The 14,634-nt window shown below is 52.2% G+C and carries 11 protein-coding genes; 5 read left to right on the forward strand and 6 right to left on the reverse strand.

Annotated features, from left to right (window positions below; genetic code table 11):
• Positions 1–411: 411 nt before the first annotated feature.
• Complete coding sequence (locus Pan241w_RS27280) at positions 412–2,952, reverse strand: DUF1080 domain-containing protein (protein WP_145222366.1); 2,541 nt, start codon at positions 2,950–2,952, stop codon at positions 412–414.
• Positions 2,953–3,020: 68 nt separating this feature from the next.
• Complete coding sequence (locus tag Pan241w_RS27285; RefSeq protein ID WP_145222369.1) at positions 3,021–4,313, reverse strand: Gfo/Idh/MocA family protein; 1,293 nt, start codon at positions 4,311–4,313, stop codon at positions 3,021–3,023.
• A 188-nt stretch (positions 4,314–4,501) separates the two neighbouring features.
• Between Pan241w_RS27285 and Pan241w_RS27290 the strand changes: the two genes are divergently transcribed.
• Positions 4,502–5,239 (forward strand): AraC family transcriptional regulator, encoded by a 738-nt coding sequence (locus tag Pan241w_RS27290; protein WP_145222372.1) that lies wholly within the window; start codon positions 4,502–4,504, stop codon positions 5,237–5,239.
• A gap of 105 nt (positions 5,240–5,344) precedes the next feature.
• Entirely contained in the window at positions 5,345–5,893 is a 549-nt protein-coding gene (locus Pan241w_RS27295) for a pyridoxamine 5'-phosphate oxidase family protein (RefSeq protein ID WP_145222375.1), read from the forward strand.
• Between the two features lie 524 nt (positions 5,894–6,417).
• Here Pan241w_RS27295 and Pan241w_RS27300 read toward each other — a convergent pair.
• Positions 6,418–8,814 (reverse strand): peroxiredoxin family protein, encoded by a 2,397-nt coding sequence (locus Pan241w_RS27300; protein ID WP_232107293.1) that lies wholly within the window; start codon positions 8,812–8,814, stop codon positions 6,418–6,420.
• A gap of 214 nt (positions 8,815–9,028) precedes the next feature.
• On the opposite strand from Pan241w_RS27300, the gene Pan241w_RS27305 reads away from it, so the two are divergent.
• Both Pan241w_RS27305 and Pan241w_RS27310 read left to right on the forward strand, forming a co-directional pair.
• Positions 9,029–9,298 carry a MoaD/ThiS family protein gene (locus Pan241w_RS27305; protein WP_145222378.1) on the forward strand — a complete coding sequence of 90 codons (270 nt, stop codon included), beginning with the start codon at positions 9,029–9,031 and terminating at the stop codon, positions 9,296–9,298.
• 50 nt (positions 9,299–9,348) lie between these two features.
• Positions 9,349–10,464, forward strand: coding sequence for a WD40/YVTN/BNR-like repeat-containing protein (locus Pan241w_RS27310; RefSeq protein ID WP_145222380.1), 1,116 nt, complete (start codon positions 9,349–9,351; stop codon positions 10,462–10,464).
• Between the two features lie 96 nt (positions 10,465–10,560).
• Here the strand turns inward: Pan241w_RS27310 and Pan241w_RS27315 are convergent, their stop codons facing one another.
• Together Pan241w_RS27315 and Pan241w_RS27320 are read right to left on the reverse strand one after the other, a co-directional pair.
• A complete protein-coding gene (locus tag Pan241w_RS27315) occupies positions 10,561–10,947 on the reverse strand; it encodes a hypothetical protein (RefSeq protein ID WP_145222383.1) in 387 nt (128 codons plus the stop codon).
• 27 nt (positions 10,948–10,974) lie between these two features.
• Positions 10,975–11,418: a hypothetical protein gene (locus tag Pan241w_RS27320; RefSeq protein ID WP_145222386.1), complete on the reverse strand. Its 444-nt coding sequence runs from the start codon at positions 11,416–11,418 to the stop codon at positions 10,975–10,977.
• A gap of 297 nt (positions 11,419–11,715) precedes the next feature.
• On the opposite strand from Pan241w_RS27320, the gene Pan241w_RS27325 reads away from it, so the two are divergent.
• The gene (locus Pan241w_RS27325) at positions 11,716–12,573 is read left to right on the forward strand and encodes a SecDF P1 head subdomain-containing protein (RefSeq protein ID WP_145222389.1); all 858 of its coding nucleotides are present in this window, start codon (positions 11,716–11,718) and stop codon (positions 12,571–12,573) included.
• Positions 12,574–12,956: 383 nt separating this feature from the next.
• Here the strand turns inward: Pan241w_RS27325 and Pan241w_RS27330 are convergent, their stop codons facing one another.
• Positions 12,957–14,333, reverse strand: coding sequence for a DUF1501 domain-containing protein (locus Pan241w_RS27330; protein ID WP_145222392.1), 1,377 nt, complete (start codon positions 14,331–14,333; stop codon positions 12,957–12,959).
• Positions 14,334–14,634 lie beyond the last annotated feature (301 nt).

Here is a 14,634-nt window from a genome sequence, read left to right on the forward strand (position 1 = left end):
GCACTGTCGGACCAGCCGACAGTGGCACACCACACCCGATTGTGTGGGGAGATTAGCCCCGGTTGAACGCCCTTTGCTAACAGCGGTTTGAAGCTATTAGAACATCCCGACTCCTGGTTATCATCGGACCACTACATCAAAAACGGTGGCAAACTGGATGTCACAACTCACTCATCCCATTCATAACAGAGCCGCCTACGAATAGCAGTTTTCAGATTGAGGTCCGCTCCTGAAACGTACCTCATACACACTGAAACCTCCTGCTCGCTGCGCTCGGCCCGAATTACATTCGGGCTTACCCTGGTTGGTTTGATTGAGATCAGGTCTGCGCGCCATGCCGCTCACGGTTGGTTTCTTTTTCGTGTCCGTTCGTGTTTTTCGTGGTAGAAAAAACGCGACTTGGACCCCGATTTACAGCTCCCGCAGGCGAACATTGCGATAATGCACCTGATTCACCAGATTTCCGTGAATCTGCAGGGCGATAATGCCTTTCAGCGGAATTTTGGGATCCTCTTCGGTGAAGTCGACGGTCTGGATACCATTGATCCACAATTGAATTCGCGGGCCTTCACAGCGAATGCGATAGGTGTTCCAGTCATCCATGCGAACGGGAAAATCGCGTTTCTCTTTGTCGGGCCCCGCCAGAATTTTGCGACGGCGGGATTCATCATATAGACAGCCCCAGTAACCGGTGCCGAGGTCGGCCTGATAACCGCTGACTTCGTGATGATCGGGAATTTCCGCGGTGCGAATCTGTACGCCCGCGTTGGTTTTATCACCCAGCAGTTTAAATTCGAGCTTGAGTTCGAAATCATCGTACTCTTTATTTGTACGCAGAAATTCATTCCGTTCGACTTTCTCAGTCAGGTTGCCGGCGACAATCTCGCCGTCTTCGATACGGAAAATTTCTTCATTGCCGTGCCAGCCCGCGAATGATTTCCCATCATACAGAGACTGGAAGCCGAGGTCTTTTTCGTTCTGTTTCGCCTGTGCCTTGACGCGATCCAATTGTTGCGCGGCTCGTTGTTTCAGATTGTTATTCGAAGTCGTAGCAACCACCTGCTGCAATGCGTGTAACAACAGATCCTCTTCAATGGGCGTCCCTCGCTCGGCCCAGGAAATAACGGTGGCAGCGGCGGGCACGTTGAGTTGTTTGTCGCCGAGTAGTTCAATTGTATAACTCACCGCTTGTGGCGTCGGATAGCGGCGTAGCACTTCGAACACGAGTTTCTTCTCATCGTTCCGCTCGGCATTCGCCAGCGTATTTCGGCAGACTTCCAGCCGCTGTTCGGGCGTCATATTGAGCTGGCGAGCCACGCGGATGTATCCACGCAGCGCACGGATTTTGTATTTGCGATTCTCCAGATTTTTCGCCAGCTCCAATAGCGGCGGTGCGACATCAATCGTGACCCATTTGCCAAGCAAGTCGGTCGCCGTGTTTTGCAGAGCGTCCTCATCGGAACGGGCCGCTTCGACGACGGTCTTGAGCGCCGTCTCACCACCGATGGCCGCCAGTTGATTGAGCAACAATTGCTGCTGTTCAATCGAAGCCTCTTTCATGGCGGCGGCCAGCGTGTTCGCAGTCTCTTCCAGAGGCAAACGTGCACAGGCGGATTTGAGGGCTGTGCCGATGTTGGCGTCACCGGGATTCTTCAACGCGAGTCCGATCAGTTGGGACAGATCTGCTGACGATGTCGTGCCGCCAAGTGCAGCGATGGCCGCCTGTTTGACTTCGGGATTGGAGTGACTGACCAGTTGCAGCACGGTCGGCGTGAGCGAACTGATACGACATTCCCCCGCCAGTTTCAGACCCGCGAGTTGCTCCGGCAGTGCTTCGTTTTCGACCAGTTTACGTGTGTTGGTTTCAATGGATGTTTTGACCTGGGAAGCAGGTTGGCTGGAACTGAATTTGATTATTACCGCTTCAGCCGCACCCCCGATTTCGGGATTGTTCTGTTTTACCAGACCAAACAGATCTCCGAGCACCTGAAGCTGGGCACTTTCATTCAGAGACTCATCGAGTTCGCTCAATGAATTGATTGCCTGTAGCTGCAAAGCACCTGAGCCTTTGGTGGCGGCTTCACGCACGAGGGGCAGTGCTGCAGAATCGTGGGCAAGGCTCAATGCGGCGATCGTTAATGCTTTACGTTCATCGGACAGATTCGGGTAAGCGGCAATCAGTGTGGGAGTCGCAATCTTTCCCAGTTCCCTCGCTGCCTGCAGGCCGGAACGGAATTGTGACAGGTCATCTGACTTGAGTTCGTCTGTCAACAGACCAAGGCCTGCTTTGCCCTGCAGCACAATCGCCCGTTGTGTCGCCGCCAGCTTGATGTTTTTCGGCAGGTCTGATTTTCTGACTGCTTTTGTTAGAGTGAGAGCCGTTGGCTTATCTTTCTCTGCCAGCGAACGCGCACACATCAGGCAGGCAAAACCGACTTCGTTTTGTACTTTCGCATCTCCTTTGCCGAGCGCCGCCTGTAATGCGGTTGCGGCTTCTTTTGTGCCAATGGCGCCCAGTGCATGGGCGGCAGCGATCGCGACTTTGGCGTTTTTATCGGAGAGCAATGTTGCGAGTTCTTGAGTCGCGTTTTTATCTTTGCGCTTCCCAATCGAATTGATCACGCCGACCAGCTGATCTCCTTTAACCGATTTGAGTGATTCTTCCAGTGCCTTGTCTGCCGCAGGACCGGGAATATTTTCCAAAGCCGAACGAGCATAGGTCGCCAGCTTTTCATCGCCCAGATATTTTGCGATCGCGGTAACCGACGACGCATCACCAATCGCTGCCAGACGGCGGCAGGCCATCGCTTTGTCGTACGTACCTGCATCGGAATTCAGAACCTTGACCAGGCGGGCCGCTTCTTCTGATTTCTCTGCGGCGGAAACCAGATTGGCTGAGTGAAACAGGCTGACGGAAATCAAACAGAGCAGACAGAATCTGAACGAAAACATGAGTGGGAATCCCTCAAGTGATTAATATTGAATGAAAGTGGAAATCGTGTGACGAACAGTGGAGGAAACTAAACGGTCCACGGTTCCCGCATCGCGCGGCTCCGCATGCGGTTGGCTTCGTCGTCGTTCACAAATTCTTCCGTTACCGGATCAAACTGGACTTTTCGTCCCAGCTTCCAGGCAATCGCGGCGGCGTGACAGGCGATGTGCGAACGGGCCATCACATCTTCATTGGCGGCCGGCTGAGAACGGGTTTTCACACAGTTAAAGAAATCACGCACGTGAAATTTGGGAGACGTTCCCGGAATCGAACTGGGCGACGGTAAAGAAGCACGGAGCTGATCTGATGAAACAGCCGTCTGCCCGGAATCACCGGTCTCGACCCAGCCTGCTTCCCCTTCGAAACGCACGGGACAAGTTCCGAGACCCATCCAGCCATTGCGCCGCATGACGAGTTTCACGCCATTTTCATACATGCACTCAATGACGTTATCGTTGGGAACATCTTTGGGTTCATAGGTGACGGGCATCGTGTTGTCGGCGTCGAGTGCCCACTGGCAGATATCGAGCGTGTGCGCGCCCCAGTCGAGCAGCTTGGCACCGGAATCGAAATCGTAATGCCCGCGCCACGCGCCGTCGACGTACGCGTGGTTATAAGGCCGCCATGGTGCGGGGCCAAGCCACATGTTCCAGTCGACAACTTCAGGATCGGGCTCTGGTTCGGCGGGTAGCCAGTCATGACGATCAATCAGTTGGTAGATCGAAGCGTGTACGGTATGAATTTTTCCGAGCTGTCCCGTTTGCGCCAGTTGGGCGGCGTGTGCAAAGTTGGAGACATTCCGGCGTTGTGTGCCTGCCTGGAAGACGCGGCCCGTACGTTGAATGGTCTGTTGCAGTTTGCGGGCGAGTTCAATGGAAATCGCACACGGCTTTTCGGAGTAGACATCTTTACCTGCTTCGGCCGCCATCATGGATGCGGTGGCGTGCCAGCGGTCGCCGGTGGCAATCAGAACGGCGTCGATATCATCGCGGGCCAGCAGTTCGCGGAAATCGCGATAAGTGTCGCACTTCTGATCGCCGTTCTGTTTGTCGGCCATTTCCTTGACGGTTTTGCGTTGATCGGCGCGAACGTCGGCGATGGCGACAAAGCGGACGTCGGGTTGTTCGAGCATATGACTCAAGACATAACCGCCGCGGCGGCGAATGCCGATGCCACCCAGAATAATGCGTTCGCTGGGAGCAACGGTGCCGTTCAGTCCGAGTGCAGTACCGGGAATGATCGTCGGAACTGAAAACACCGTACTTGCGGCAGCAGCCGTTTTAATAAAGTCACGACGATTGAGCGCACTGTTTTTCGTCATCAATTTCTCCTCGTAAGCCATTTTGAAATGAGCCGAGTTTGTGTATGTCATTATGAAAGATATTCGCGGGTTGATCAAACAAACAATCGATTTGTTTCATTCATTGTAATGTTCTCTACGGTGTGCGTCTTGGAAATTCGAGTCGATTTTGTGTATATTTGGCGCATTCCTGTTTCAGAAAAATCGCCATGAATGCCTCACTCCAACGTCAGTATTTTGAAAAAGTCCCCGGAATTGAGCAAACCTGCCGTCTGTTCGCCCATTTACCTGATGTGTATCTGGTTGTGAAAGACGCCGAGGGACGCTTCATCAAACATAACCGTGCTCTATTGAACTGGCTCAAAGTGGATGACGAGCAAGAACTCATCGGCCGGACCGATTTTGACATTCATCCCCGCGATCAGGCCGAAGCGTATCAGCGGGAAGACCGCCGCGTGATGGAGACGCGCGAGCCACTCGTTGATCTGGTACACCCGGTGACGGGGGGCGAAGGCGCGACGACCTGGTTTCAGGTGATCAAGGAGCCGCTATTCGACAAACGGGGCGAGGTGGCGGGTATTGTCGGTATGATGCGCGATTACCGCCGGGCCGGGCTGGCGATTGCCCCCTATCTGGAGATGCAGCGTGTATTCGATCAGATTAACGATCATTATCCACGCGAAATTACGGTGAAGGAACTCGCATCGCTGGTTGGTCTTTCAACCAGTCAGTTTCAACGACGCTTTCGGAAACTGTTCCATACCAGCCCTGCCAGTTACATCAACCATGTGCGGATTCAAGCCGCCTGTCGTCTGTTGACCAGCACGACCGACACGATTTCCCAGATCGCCAATCAGTGCGGCTTTTATGATCACAGCCATTTCTCGAAAGTTTTTAAAGCGCAGACGGGCATCAGTCCGACCGTCTATCGGCGGCAATATCAGTAGACTCTGATCTGTTACCCTGAACCCGTTTTGCCAGAAACGGGTCAGTCTGTTATCATCCGCGCGTGAATTTCTCTCTCCACTCCTTTTTGAGAAAGCAGACACACAATGGGACAAAAACTATCCGAACTGTCCGACAAACTGATTGAATTCATCGGCGAACAGAAACTGTTTTTCGTGGGCACCGCAACGGCGGAAAGCCTGATCAATGTTTCGCCGAAAGGCATGGACGCGTTTCGCGTGCTGAATCCGAATCGTGTGATCTGGCTTAACGTCACCGGCAGCGGCAACGAAACCTCGGCCCATGTTCAGGAAGATGGCCGCATGACGGTCATGTTCTGTGCCTTCACGGGAAAGCCGCTGATCTTAAGGCTCTTTGGTAAGGCACGCGTCATCCATCCCTACAACGAAGAATGGGACGAACTGTCTGCACACTTCCCACCCATTCCCGGTGCCCGACAGGTGTTTGACTTGAACGTGGAACTGGTACAGACGTCGTGCGGCATGGGTGTGCCGTTCTATGATTATGTGGAAGAACGCGAACACCTCACCACCTGGGCCGCCAAGCAGGGCCAGGAAGGACTGCAACAATACTGGCACGACAAAAACCAGACCAGCCTGGACGGGATTCCCACGCATATTATCGAGGGAAAATGAATCCTGTCGACGACGAAGATTACTGGCATTTGTTGTTCCGAATGTAACTCGGGACAATTCGCTCGGGGAAATTAGCCGCAGGGCGTTAGCCCCGGTTCTTTCCGGTCATCAGAATAAATATTCGAACTGAGAGCAAAATCAAACCAGAAACCGGTCTCAATCCAAATTGAAATAGAGCGTGAAAGAAATGCACACGTCTGATAACACGCGCACTGTCGGGCCAGCCGACAGTGGCACCCGGTGAGCAGGAAATTGACAGAGAAATCGAGTGAAAAAGTAAGGACGAAGTTTCTAGATTTGTTCAAGGAATGTGATCGGTTAATACTCCTGAGAATGTCTACCCCGTCATTTTCCTGTTGCCTGCGGCAATCCCGAATTACATTCGGGACCACCCTTTGATCTGCTCTTGAAAGACAGCTTTCTTTCGTGTTTTTCGTGAATTTCGTGGTAGAAAAAACTTTTTCGAGAAACACCACTACCACTTTCACCTGACATTCAACATTTTTAAATCAGAGCGAAATTGTTTATTCTTTCGCTGAAACCGCACTCAAGACTTCTTTACTTCCCAATTGCGGCATCAACCGTTTTGCTTCTTTCAGCACGAATTTGGGGTCCATGAAGGGTTCGTAGCTGATGTCCTGCCAGAGGACCTTTCCGTCGGCATCAATGATAAACGTGCCATGCAGGGGCTGTTTTTCAAAGTCGTCATACGCGTGAAAGGCTTTGAAGGTATCCAGTTTATCATTAGAAAACAGCGGGATTGGCAGATCTCCTTTGTCGTAATTTTTGATCGACGTTTTGAGACCTTCCTGGTTATCGGTGCTGATGGCCATTAATGGAATGCCTGTTTTTTCAAATTCCTGAACCATCGGAGCGAACGCCTGCAGTTGTTCGGCACAGTGCAGACAGCTGAAACCCAGATAAAAAATCAACACGTGCGGCTTACCCTTAAATTCTTCCGAGCTGCGGAGTTTGCCGGTCGCATCTTTCAACTGCCAGGTCGGTGCGGGCGAAGGTTTCCAGCGGAAGGGACCCAGTGTTTTCAGATCGGGGCGGTTTCCGACATCGCTGGCGGCGACGGCTTCGATTCGCCAGTCGGCTTCGAACCCGAGTTCTTTCGCCATCGGTGCCAATCGGACAAACAGAGGCACATCCAGGTCGATGGTGGCAGAAAGTTTGCGCAGTGTTTCGAATTCCTTTTTGGCCGCTTCTTTTTTATCAGACTGCCAGAGCAGCTCTACCAGTGTGGCTTGCGGCTGGACTTCGTTCTTGTGAGAACCAATCATCTTTCGCAGGGCTTTTTCCGCTTTCTCTTCTTCGCCCGATTTCCAGAGTACAGAGAGCAGATATACCTCATCCGCGCCGCCTGCTTTTTTCAACAGTTCATGGCCCGTTTTGAAGTCACCGGCAGCGATGGCCTGATGCCCTTTTAACGCGTTGATCGGGCGTTCCAGTTTTTTGATTTTCGCAACGAACGGTTTGCCCGCCCTTTCTGTGACCGCTTTGATGGCTTTCGTCTCTTTCTCAGATTTGGAAGCCCCCGGTTTTAAAGCGGCAACTGGAGTCTCTCCTTTGAGTTTTAATACGGCGGCCTGTTCTGCCTGTTTCTTCTCGGCCTGAAATTTGTCGAGCCGTTTCTGCAGCTTCGCCAGTTGTGCGTCGCCTTCTTTGATGTTTCCCTTCCCATAATAGGCGAGCCCCAGATAACGCAGGCGATTGACCTGTTCGTCTTCGACATCGGTCGGCTCTAAATAGGGAGTCTGGCTAAGGGCAATCAGTTCGTCCCACAATTCATAGGTGCGCAAAACCTGTAATAAACGCATGCGACCATACTTGGCACTGCCCCGTTTTTTCAACGTATTGTATTTCGGATGTTGTGGGAGTGAGATCATATTTTTGGCAAGTGCAACTGCGTCGTGCACGCGGCCAATGAAAATTAAATTGCGAATTAACCATTCGTTGTTGTGGGCGTAATTGTGAATCTGGTCGGGCATGACCGCGTCACGCATCATGTGGGCGTGATCGACGCGTGCCGAGGCTTCCTGCTGCCAGACCGCATCCTGATAGCGTTTAAGCCGTGAGTAAATGTGTCCGGGCATATGCCACATATGAGCGATACCGGGCGAGGACTGACCGCATTTTGCCGCTGACGTCAGCGCCATTTCCGGTTTGCGGTGATCCCAGAGATGAATGCGGTAGTGGTGCGCAGGATGCATTGGGTTCTTCGCGAAGATATCCTGCAAAAGCGCTTCGGCAGCGATATAGCTTGTACTGGATGAGCGCGAACTGTAAAGATGCACTGCCAGAAATGCTTTGGCCTCCAGATCATCGGGGTAATCCAGGATTAGGTTTTCCATCGCTTTGGTGTATGCGTCGTTGCGTTCTTTGGACTTTTTCTTGTCGGCATTGATATACGCTTCGAGTGCTTTGATATACTGTTTTTCGCGCGGGCTGGCTTTGTCGATGCGTTTATTGGCTTCTTCGATGAAACCTTTGGCCCGTTTGCTGTTTTTCAGATTACACATTGCAGCGCCCCAGAAGGCCATCGCGCAATCGGGATCTAAATTCGCCGCGTGACGGAAGGAACGTTCGGCTTCCAGATACCAGAAACCATGCAGCTGGCCTAATCCCTGATCGAGGAATTTCTGTGCTTCCGGGTTTTTAACGGTCACATCAAAGTGAACGTCTCCTGTATTGCCCATCAGATAGGCGGCACGACGCGGTCCTTCGTTGAAGACTTCGCCATGATACGAATGGCCGGCTAGAACATCTTCGCTCTGGTTGGCCTCTTTATTGACATCGCTGGCTTCTGCCTTGTCGGCACTCCAGACAATGGAGTTGGACAGGAACAGCAAAGCGGTCGCTGTCATGAGGCAGGAACATGTTTTATAAAGCGAAGCGGGCAGGAAGAGTTTCTTCATAGAACCACTCTTTTGAATCAGAGGAACCAAAGTCAATTACAGAAAAGAATCACGCGTATTGACTTTGATTCTACCGAAGCCGCTTTCCGAATGTCGATAGCCGAGAGCGATTTCGCGTGGCAATTCAGGGAAAGATGTCAATTGATTGATATGGTCAATCCGCTGCAGAAATTTGTTTGCCTCTCGAATTTGTACCGTGTAGCATACGCAAACTATGGTCCGCGTCTGTTTTACCGCCAATCTGCAACGTCATCTCGATTGCTCCGAAGCCACCGTTTCGGGAGCAACCGTCCGTGACGCGCTGGATGCGGTATTTGAAACTCAGCAGCAGCTAAAGAGTTACGTGCTTGATGACCAGAATCGTTTGCGTCAACATATGGTGATTTTTATTGACGGGAAAACCATTGTCGACCGGGTACACCTCAGCGATGCAATCTCACCCGACAGTGAAATTTACGTGATGCAGGCACTCTCCGGCGGTTAATGATTCGTTCTTCTTAGATACAACAGCAATCCGATTGAAAGGTGCCTGGTATGAGTTCTGCTCTTCACATCGCAACGCGGAAAGGCCTGTTTCGACTTGATCGAAGTGCGAACGGCTGGGACATCAGTCGGCACGACTTTGTGGGTGAAAACACCTCGATGGTCTTGCATGACTCGCGAGACGGCAAGACTTATGCTGCGCTGAATCATGGTCACTTTGGCGTCAAGCTGCATCGTAGTACCGACGGAGATGAGAACTGGGAAGAGTGTGCGGTTCCCGTTTATCCGGAAGGGGCGACCAAAGGAGCGGGGCCGTTTTCGACAGACGGCGAACCAAAGCCCGCCAGCCTGAGTGAAATCTGGGCGCTGGAAGCGGGCGGCGCTGATCAGCCGGGGCGGCTCTGGTGTGGTACGATTCCCGGCGGCCTGTTTCGTTCCGATGATTGCGGCTCCAGTTGGCAACTGGTGGAAAGTTTGTGGGATCTGCCTGAACGACAAGGATGGTTTGGGGGTGGTAAAGATGATCCGGGCATTCATTCGATTTGTGTACATCCGGAAAACAGTCAACGCGTGGCAATCGGAATTTCCTGTGGCGGTGTGTGGGTGACAGACAACGATGGAGCAAGCTGGACCTGCAAAGCAGACGGCATGTACGCAGAATACACGCCCCCCGATCAGGCCAAGAACCCTAATATCCAGGACGTGCATCGGCTGGTGCAGTCTCCGTCTCGCCCCGAGACGTATTGGGTGCAGCATCATAACGGCGTGTTCCGCACGACCGACGGTGCCAGTTCATGGCAGGAAGTGACCGGCATTCAGCCCGCGAAATTCGGCTTCGCGGTCGCCGTGCATCCGAGGCAACCGGACACGGCCTGGTTTGTTCCCGGTGTGAAAGATGAGTGCCGCGTACCTGTAGACGGAGAGTTTGTCGTGGCCCGCACGATCGATGGAGGCGTGACATCAGAAGTACTCACTAACGGTCTGCCTGGGAAACAAAGCTTTGACATCGTGTATCGACACGCGTTAGACATCGATGAAACGGGCGATGTCCTGGCCGTCGGATCCACGACCGGCAATCTCTGGATTTCAGAAAACGGCGGCGATGCATGGCAGGCGATCTCAAATTACCTGCCGCCAGTTTATTGTGTGCGGTTTGTGAAATCGTGATTGAGATTGGCGTGTCATTTTTCTGACAGTTACCTGTTGCCTGCGACAATCCCGGATTGCATCTGGGGTTTCCCAGCGAATCAAATAGGAAATCATTCAGGGGGCAGCCCAGAATGTTTCGCCCTCTTGATCATAGATTTTCATGTGGCTCTCGCGATTCTGGTTAATCAACAGTGTCATTCCCAGTACTCCTGTTTCATCACAAAGCATGATGCCTGTATGGTCCGCGTCAATCGTACCGATGGCGGTCTGTGTGCTGGCGTCGGAATTCAGAATCCGAATCCCAGGCTCATCCGCGGAGATTCCGATCTTGATCCGTTCACAGCCCTGGCTGTCGATAAACTGCAGGCAGGGCTCCCCTTCGACAAACCCCAGCCGCGCCCTCACGTTTCCCTGTGCATCGACCAACTGAAATTCTTCCGCTTGAATCACCTCTTTGATTTCTTCGGTCATCTCCGTGTCACTTTCACTAAATCGAGTCATCAAGAAGAATTTTACCGCGTCACTCGCTTATTGCTGACTTTGAGAACTCGTCCAGCAGACATTACACAAAATTTCAATCCCTTTTTCTTCCACTTCAGGATCATAGATATTGATATTACCGGGAAAGCCTGGCCGAACCAGAAGCGTGGTTCCCAGTACTCCCCGTTCATCGTTGATCATCACCCCGGTAGTATTTGGAAAAATACAGCCGATAATAAATGAAGTGCTGGCATTGGGATTCAAGATCCCAATCCCCGGGTGGTCGTTTGCAATTCCAATAGATACTCGTTCGTGAGAGAGACTGTCGATGAGTCGTATCCGTGGGGAATCATCGGAACCATAAAACCCTAGTCGGCCGCGCGTATCCCCTTGAGGATTCTTTAACAGAAACTCTCGGGCGACTACTGTTTTTTCTACCATCGGCACTGCTTTCCAAACCAGAGTAAGTGAGATCAGGGGCTTGACGGACATTCAGTTTCTGCGGGAACATCTTAGAGCATCGATCACAGAATGGACAATGGCGCTTTTAGCGTGGTCATTGACTTCTGAAAAATGAAGGGCTGTTGCTCACCAGGCAACACTCACACTGACAGTTACCTGTTACCTGCAACAATCACGGATTTCATCCGCGACTACCCAGATGAATATCGGGATGATGCTGGTTCGCCCGTCTGCAGGGACCTGCAATAGACAGTATTTCTTTGAGCAGGTAGGATGGATTCGACAATTCACTTCACTTTCCCTTCAGATCCAATCGGAGCGCTGCTGATGACTGACCCGGAAACTCCTACGGAAACCATCCCCGCAACACCGGTCCCAGAACATCTGCTGGCTCCCCTGACCCGCTCGCTGCCGGTGATCTACTTCATTTATCTGTTTCTGATCCTCGGATTTGTCCTGTCCACGATTCTGTTTCTGGTACAATTCCGCATGGAAGTTGAGCCGGGCATTTTACTGACCGATTCCCGCAGTGGTCGCCTGGCTGTGTTTGTGCATTTGGCGCGGGCTTGCGTATTTCTACTGCTGGCACTTGCGCTGCATAAATACACAAGTAGTCTACGGCACATCCGACGCAATACTGCAGACGCCTTGGACCGATATCTCAAAGCTTCTCTCTTCCTCTGGAACACACTCTGCATCAGTGTGCTGTTGGTGATCGGTTTTGGTATCTGGTCATACGATGTGAGCAGAGACCCGTCCGCCGATTTTGCAGTGGGACAGGAAATCTACGCTGGCAATCCACAGCCGGATGCAATCGTGGAATTTTTTCTGGCTGAGATGAAACCCGGAGAAGGACTGGAAAAACGATCGATAGAAGAGATCGATCGCGACGTCTGGTTACCTGCGGAGCCGATTCTGTCCAATCAGCATTTTATGGAGGCCCAGGTAGGAATGGATCCCGAACAGATGCCCCTGGTCACCCTCAAGCTCAACGAGGAAGGCGCCGCTATAATCCGCAAAGCGAGTCGAGAGCATGTGGATAAACCACTGGCGGTGGTCGTCGACGGAGAAGTCATCATGGCCCCCATCATTCGCGCGCCGATGGGTGCCGAGGTTATGATCACAGGCATCAAAACCATGGACGAAGCGAAACGGATTGCCCGTTCTCTCTCCGGCAACAAATAACCGCGTTCGAAATGAAATCAGAGAGTGCAAGAGACGCAGACGCGTGATACCACGCGCACTGTCGGACCAGCCGACAGTGGCACACCGACAGAGCAATAGGGGTTCGTGCCTACTGTATCTCGGGACCATTCGCTTGGGGAAATTAGCCGCAGGGCGTTAGCCCCGGTTCTTCCCGGCCTATTTTTTATTGCACACCGACAGGGTGAGATGGCCACACGCATCCAACTCACAACAGAGTCTCACAAGAATCACCGTTTCCTGAATAAGGCACGCGTCTGAAACGTACTTCATTCACGCTACGACCTCCTGTTGCCTTCGGCAATCCCGGATTGCATCCGGGACCACCCGATGGTTTATTACACTTGTTCTGTTGCTTGAACTTCTCAGCTCAACTCAGCGATGGGTTTGCCCTTGGGGAGAATAGGCATGGGACGGCCGCTGTGATCGAGGAAGGCGTGGTTCTGATCAATGCCCAGGAAACGATAGACGGTGGAGAGTAGATCGTTCGGATCCAGTTTGTTATCTTTGGCGTATGCGCCGTTTGAGGTAGTAGAGCCGATGACCTGGCCCATTTTCATGCCGCCACCCGATACCAGGACTGACATCGAACCGGGCCAGTGGTCGCGGCCGGGCTGCATGACTTTGGAACGGGTTCCTTTTTGCGGGTTGATGCGCGGCGTGCGACCAAATTCGCCCGAGACAATGACCATCACTTTTTTATCCAAGCCCCGTTCATAGATATCTTCAATTAAAGCCGAAACAGCGCGATCAAAGATTGGCAGTCGTCCTCGCAAGTCATCATACAAGTGACCATTCACCGCGTGAATGTCCCAGTTGCCGGCACAGCCTTTGACACCCGGGTTCTGCATCTGCATGGTGACGAAACTGCTGCCCGCTTCGACCAGTCGACGGGCCAGCAGAGCACGCTGGCCCCATTTGTGACGGCCATATTTATCGCGAGTGGCATCACTTTCCTGTGAGATATCGAATGCGTTGCGAGCGCGATCACTGGTCAACATTTCCAGAGCACGCGTGTTGAATTTATCGATCGACTTTAGCGAACCGTTCTGGTCGAGGTCACGGCGCATCTGATCGAATGATGTCAGCAATGTTACCCGATCATCGAGTCGGTCTTTCAGTTTATTGTCGATAGTAATGTTCGGTACTTGAAAATTGGGAAGGTTCGGATCAGAGCCAACGACAAACGGCAAGGCTGCCTCACCCAGATAAGAACTTCCGCCGCCATACACGCGCGGTTGATTTCCGATATAATTCGGAAGTCCGTTATTCACATGATCGCGCATCTTGGAAACGATGGGACCGATCGTCGGAAATTGGGAAATCGGTTCCAATGGTCTCAATGGATCACGGCCCGACAGAAACCGACCCGCACCGCCGGCATGATTGGCAAAGCCGTGTGAGATGGAACGGATGATGGTGAAGCGGTCTGCCACCTTCGCATGCAAGGGTAAGTGTTCGCAGATATCGATGCCCGGAACGTTGGTATGAATCGGATTGAATTCTCCTCGATATTCCACCGGTGCGTTCGGCTTCATATCGTAGGTTTCCATATGGCTCGGGCCACCCTGTAACCAGATGAGAATCACCGAGGTATCCGGTGTGGTCTTCGCAGGAGAAGCAGCAGCTTCTCGCAGGCGGAGTAAATCGCTTAATCCCAAACCACCCAGCGTGAGAAATCCTGCCTGGAGGAAAGAACGCCGTGATTGAGTTACCTGGATCGAGTTTGCGGGACGACTCATGCTTAACACCTCGACTCGCTGCATTGATAAGGAAGGATTGATGGTGGTGGGACTCGAATTCGATTGCGATGCAACGTCTCTTTATTCAGTTCGGCAACGTTGCCCAAACGAATTCATTTAAATAATCACTTATATATCATACCAATTAGAAATCGCTCCCGCAAACCTTTCCTGGCAGAATGATCCGTTCATTGCAAATCACAACCATCGATGTCCCTAACCTGATTATTCAAATAGACTTAGACGTCATGCATCATCCCAGAGTCAGAGTAGTGTCGGCCTTCGATCATCTGCCTAGCCT

Origin of the sequence: Gimesia alba (assembly GCF_007744675.1) — a bacterium.
Taxonomy (GTDB): Bacteria; Planctomycetota; Planctomycetia; order Planctomycetales; family Planctomycetaceae; genus Gimesia; species Gimesia alba.

Bases quoted from the DNA above. Each gene is read 5' to 3' on its own strand.
- Pan241w_RS27280 (WP_145222366.1), bottom strand. From the start codon at position 2,952: ATGTTTTCGTTCAGATTCTGTCTGCTCTGTTTGATTTCCGTCAGCCTG.
- Pan241w_RS27285 (WP_145222369.1), bottom strand. From the start codon at position 4,313: ATGACGAAAAACAGTGCGCTCAATCGTCGTGACTTTATTAAAACGGCT.
- Pan241w_RS27290 (WP_145222372.1), top strand. From the start codon at position 4,502: ATGAATGCCTCACTCCAACGTCAGTATTTTGAAAAAGTCCCCGGAATT.
- Pan241w_RS27295 (WP_145222375.1), top strand. From the start codon at position 5,345: ATGGGACAAAAACTATCCGAACTGTCCGACAAACTGATTGAATTCATC.
- Pan241w_RS27300 (WP_232107293.1), bottom strand. From the start codon at position 8,814: ATGAAGAAACTCTTCCTGCCCGCTTCGCTTTATAAAACATGTTCCTGC.
- Pan241w_RS27305 (WP_145222378.1), top strand. From the start codon at position 9,029: ATGGTCCGCGTCTGTTTTACCGCCAATCTGCAACGTCATCTCGATTGC.
- Pan241w_RS27310 (WP_145222380.1), top strand. From the start codon at position 9,349: ATGAGTTCTGCTCTTCACATCGCAACGCGGAAAGGCCTGTTTCGACTT.
- Pan241w_RS27315 (WP_145222383.1), bottom strand. From the start codon at position 10,947: ATGACTCGATTTAGTGAAAGTGACACGGAGATGACCGAAGAAATCAAA.
- Pan241w_RS27320 (WP_145222386.1), bottom strand. From the start codon at position 11,418: ATGTCCGTCAAGCCCCTGATCTCACTTACTCTGGTTTGGAAAGCAGTG.
- Pan241w_RS27325 (WP_145222389.1), top strand. From the start codon at position 11,716: ATGACTGACCCGGAAACTCCTACGGAAACCATCCCCGCAACACCGGTC.
- Pan241w_RS27330 (WP_145222392.1), bottom strand. From the start codon at position 14,333: ATGAGTCGTCCCGCAAACTCGATCCAGGTAACTCAATCACGGCGTTCT.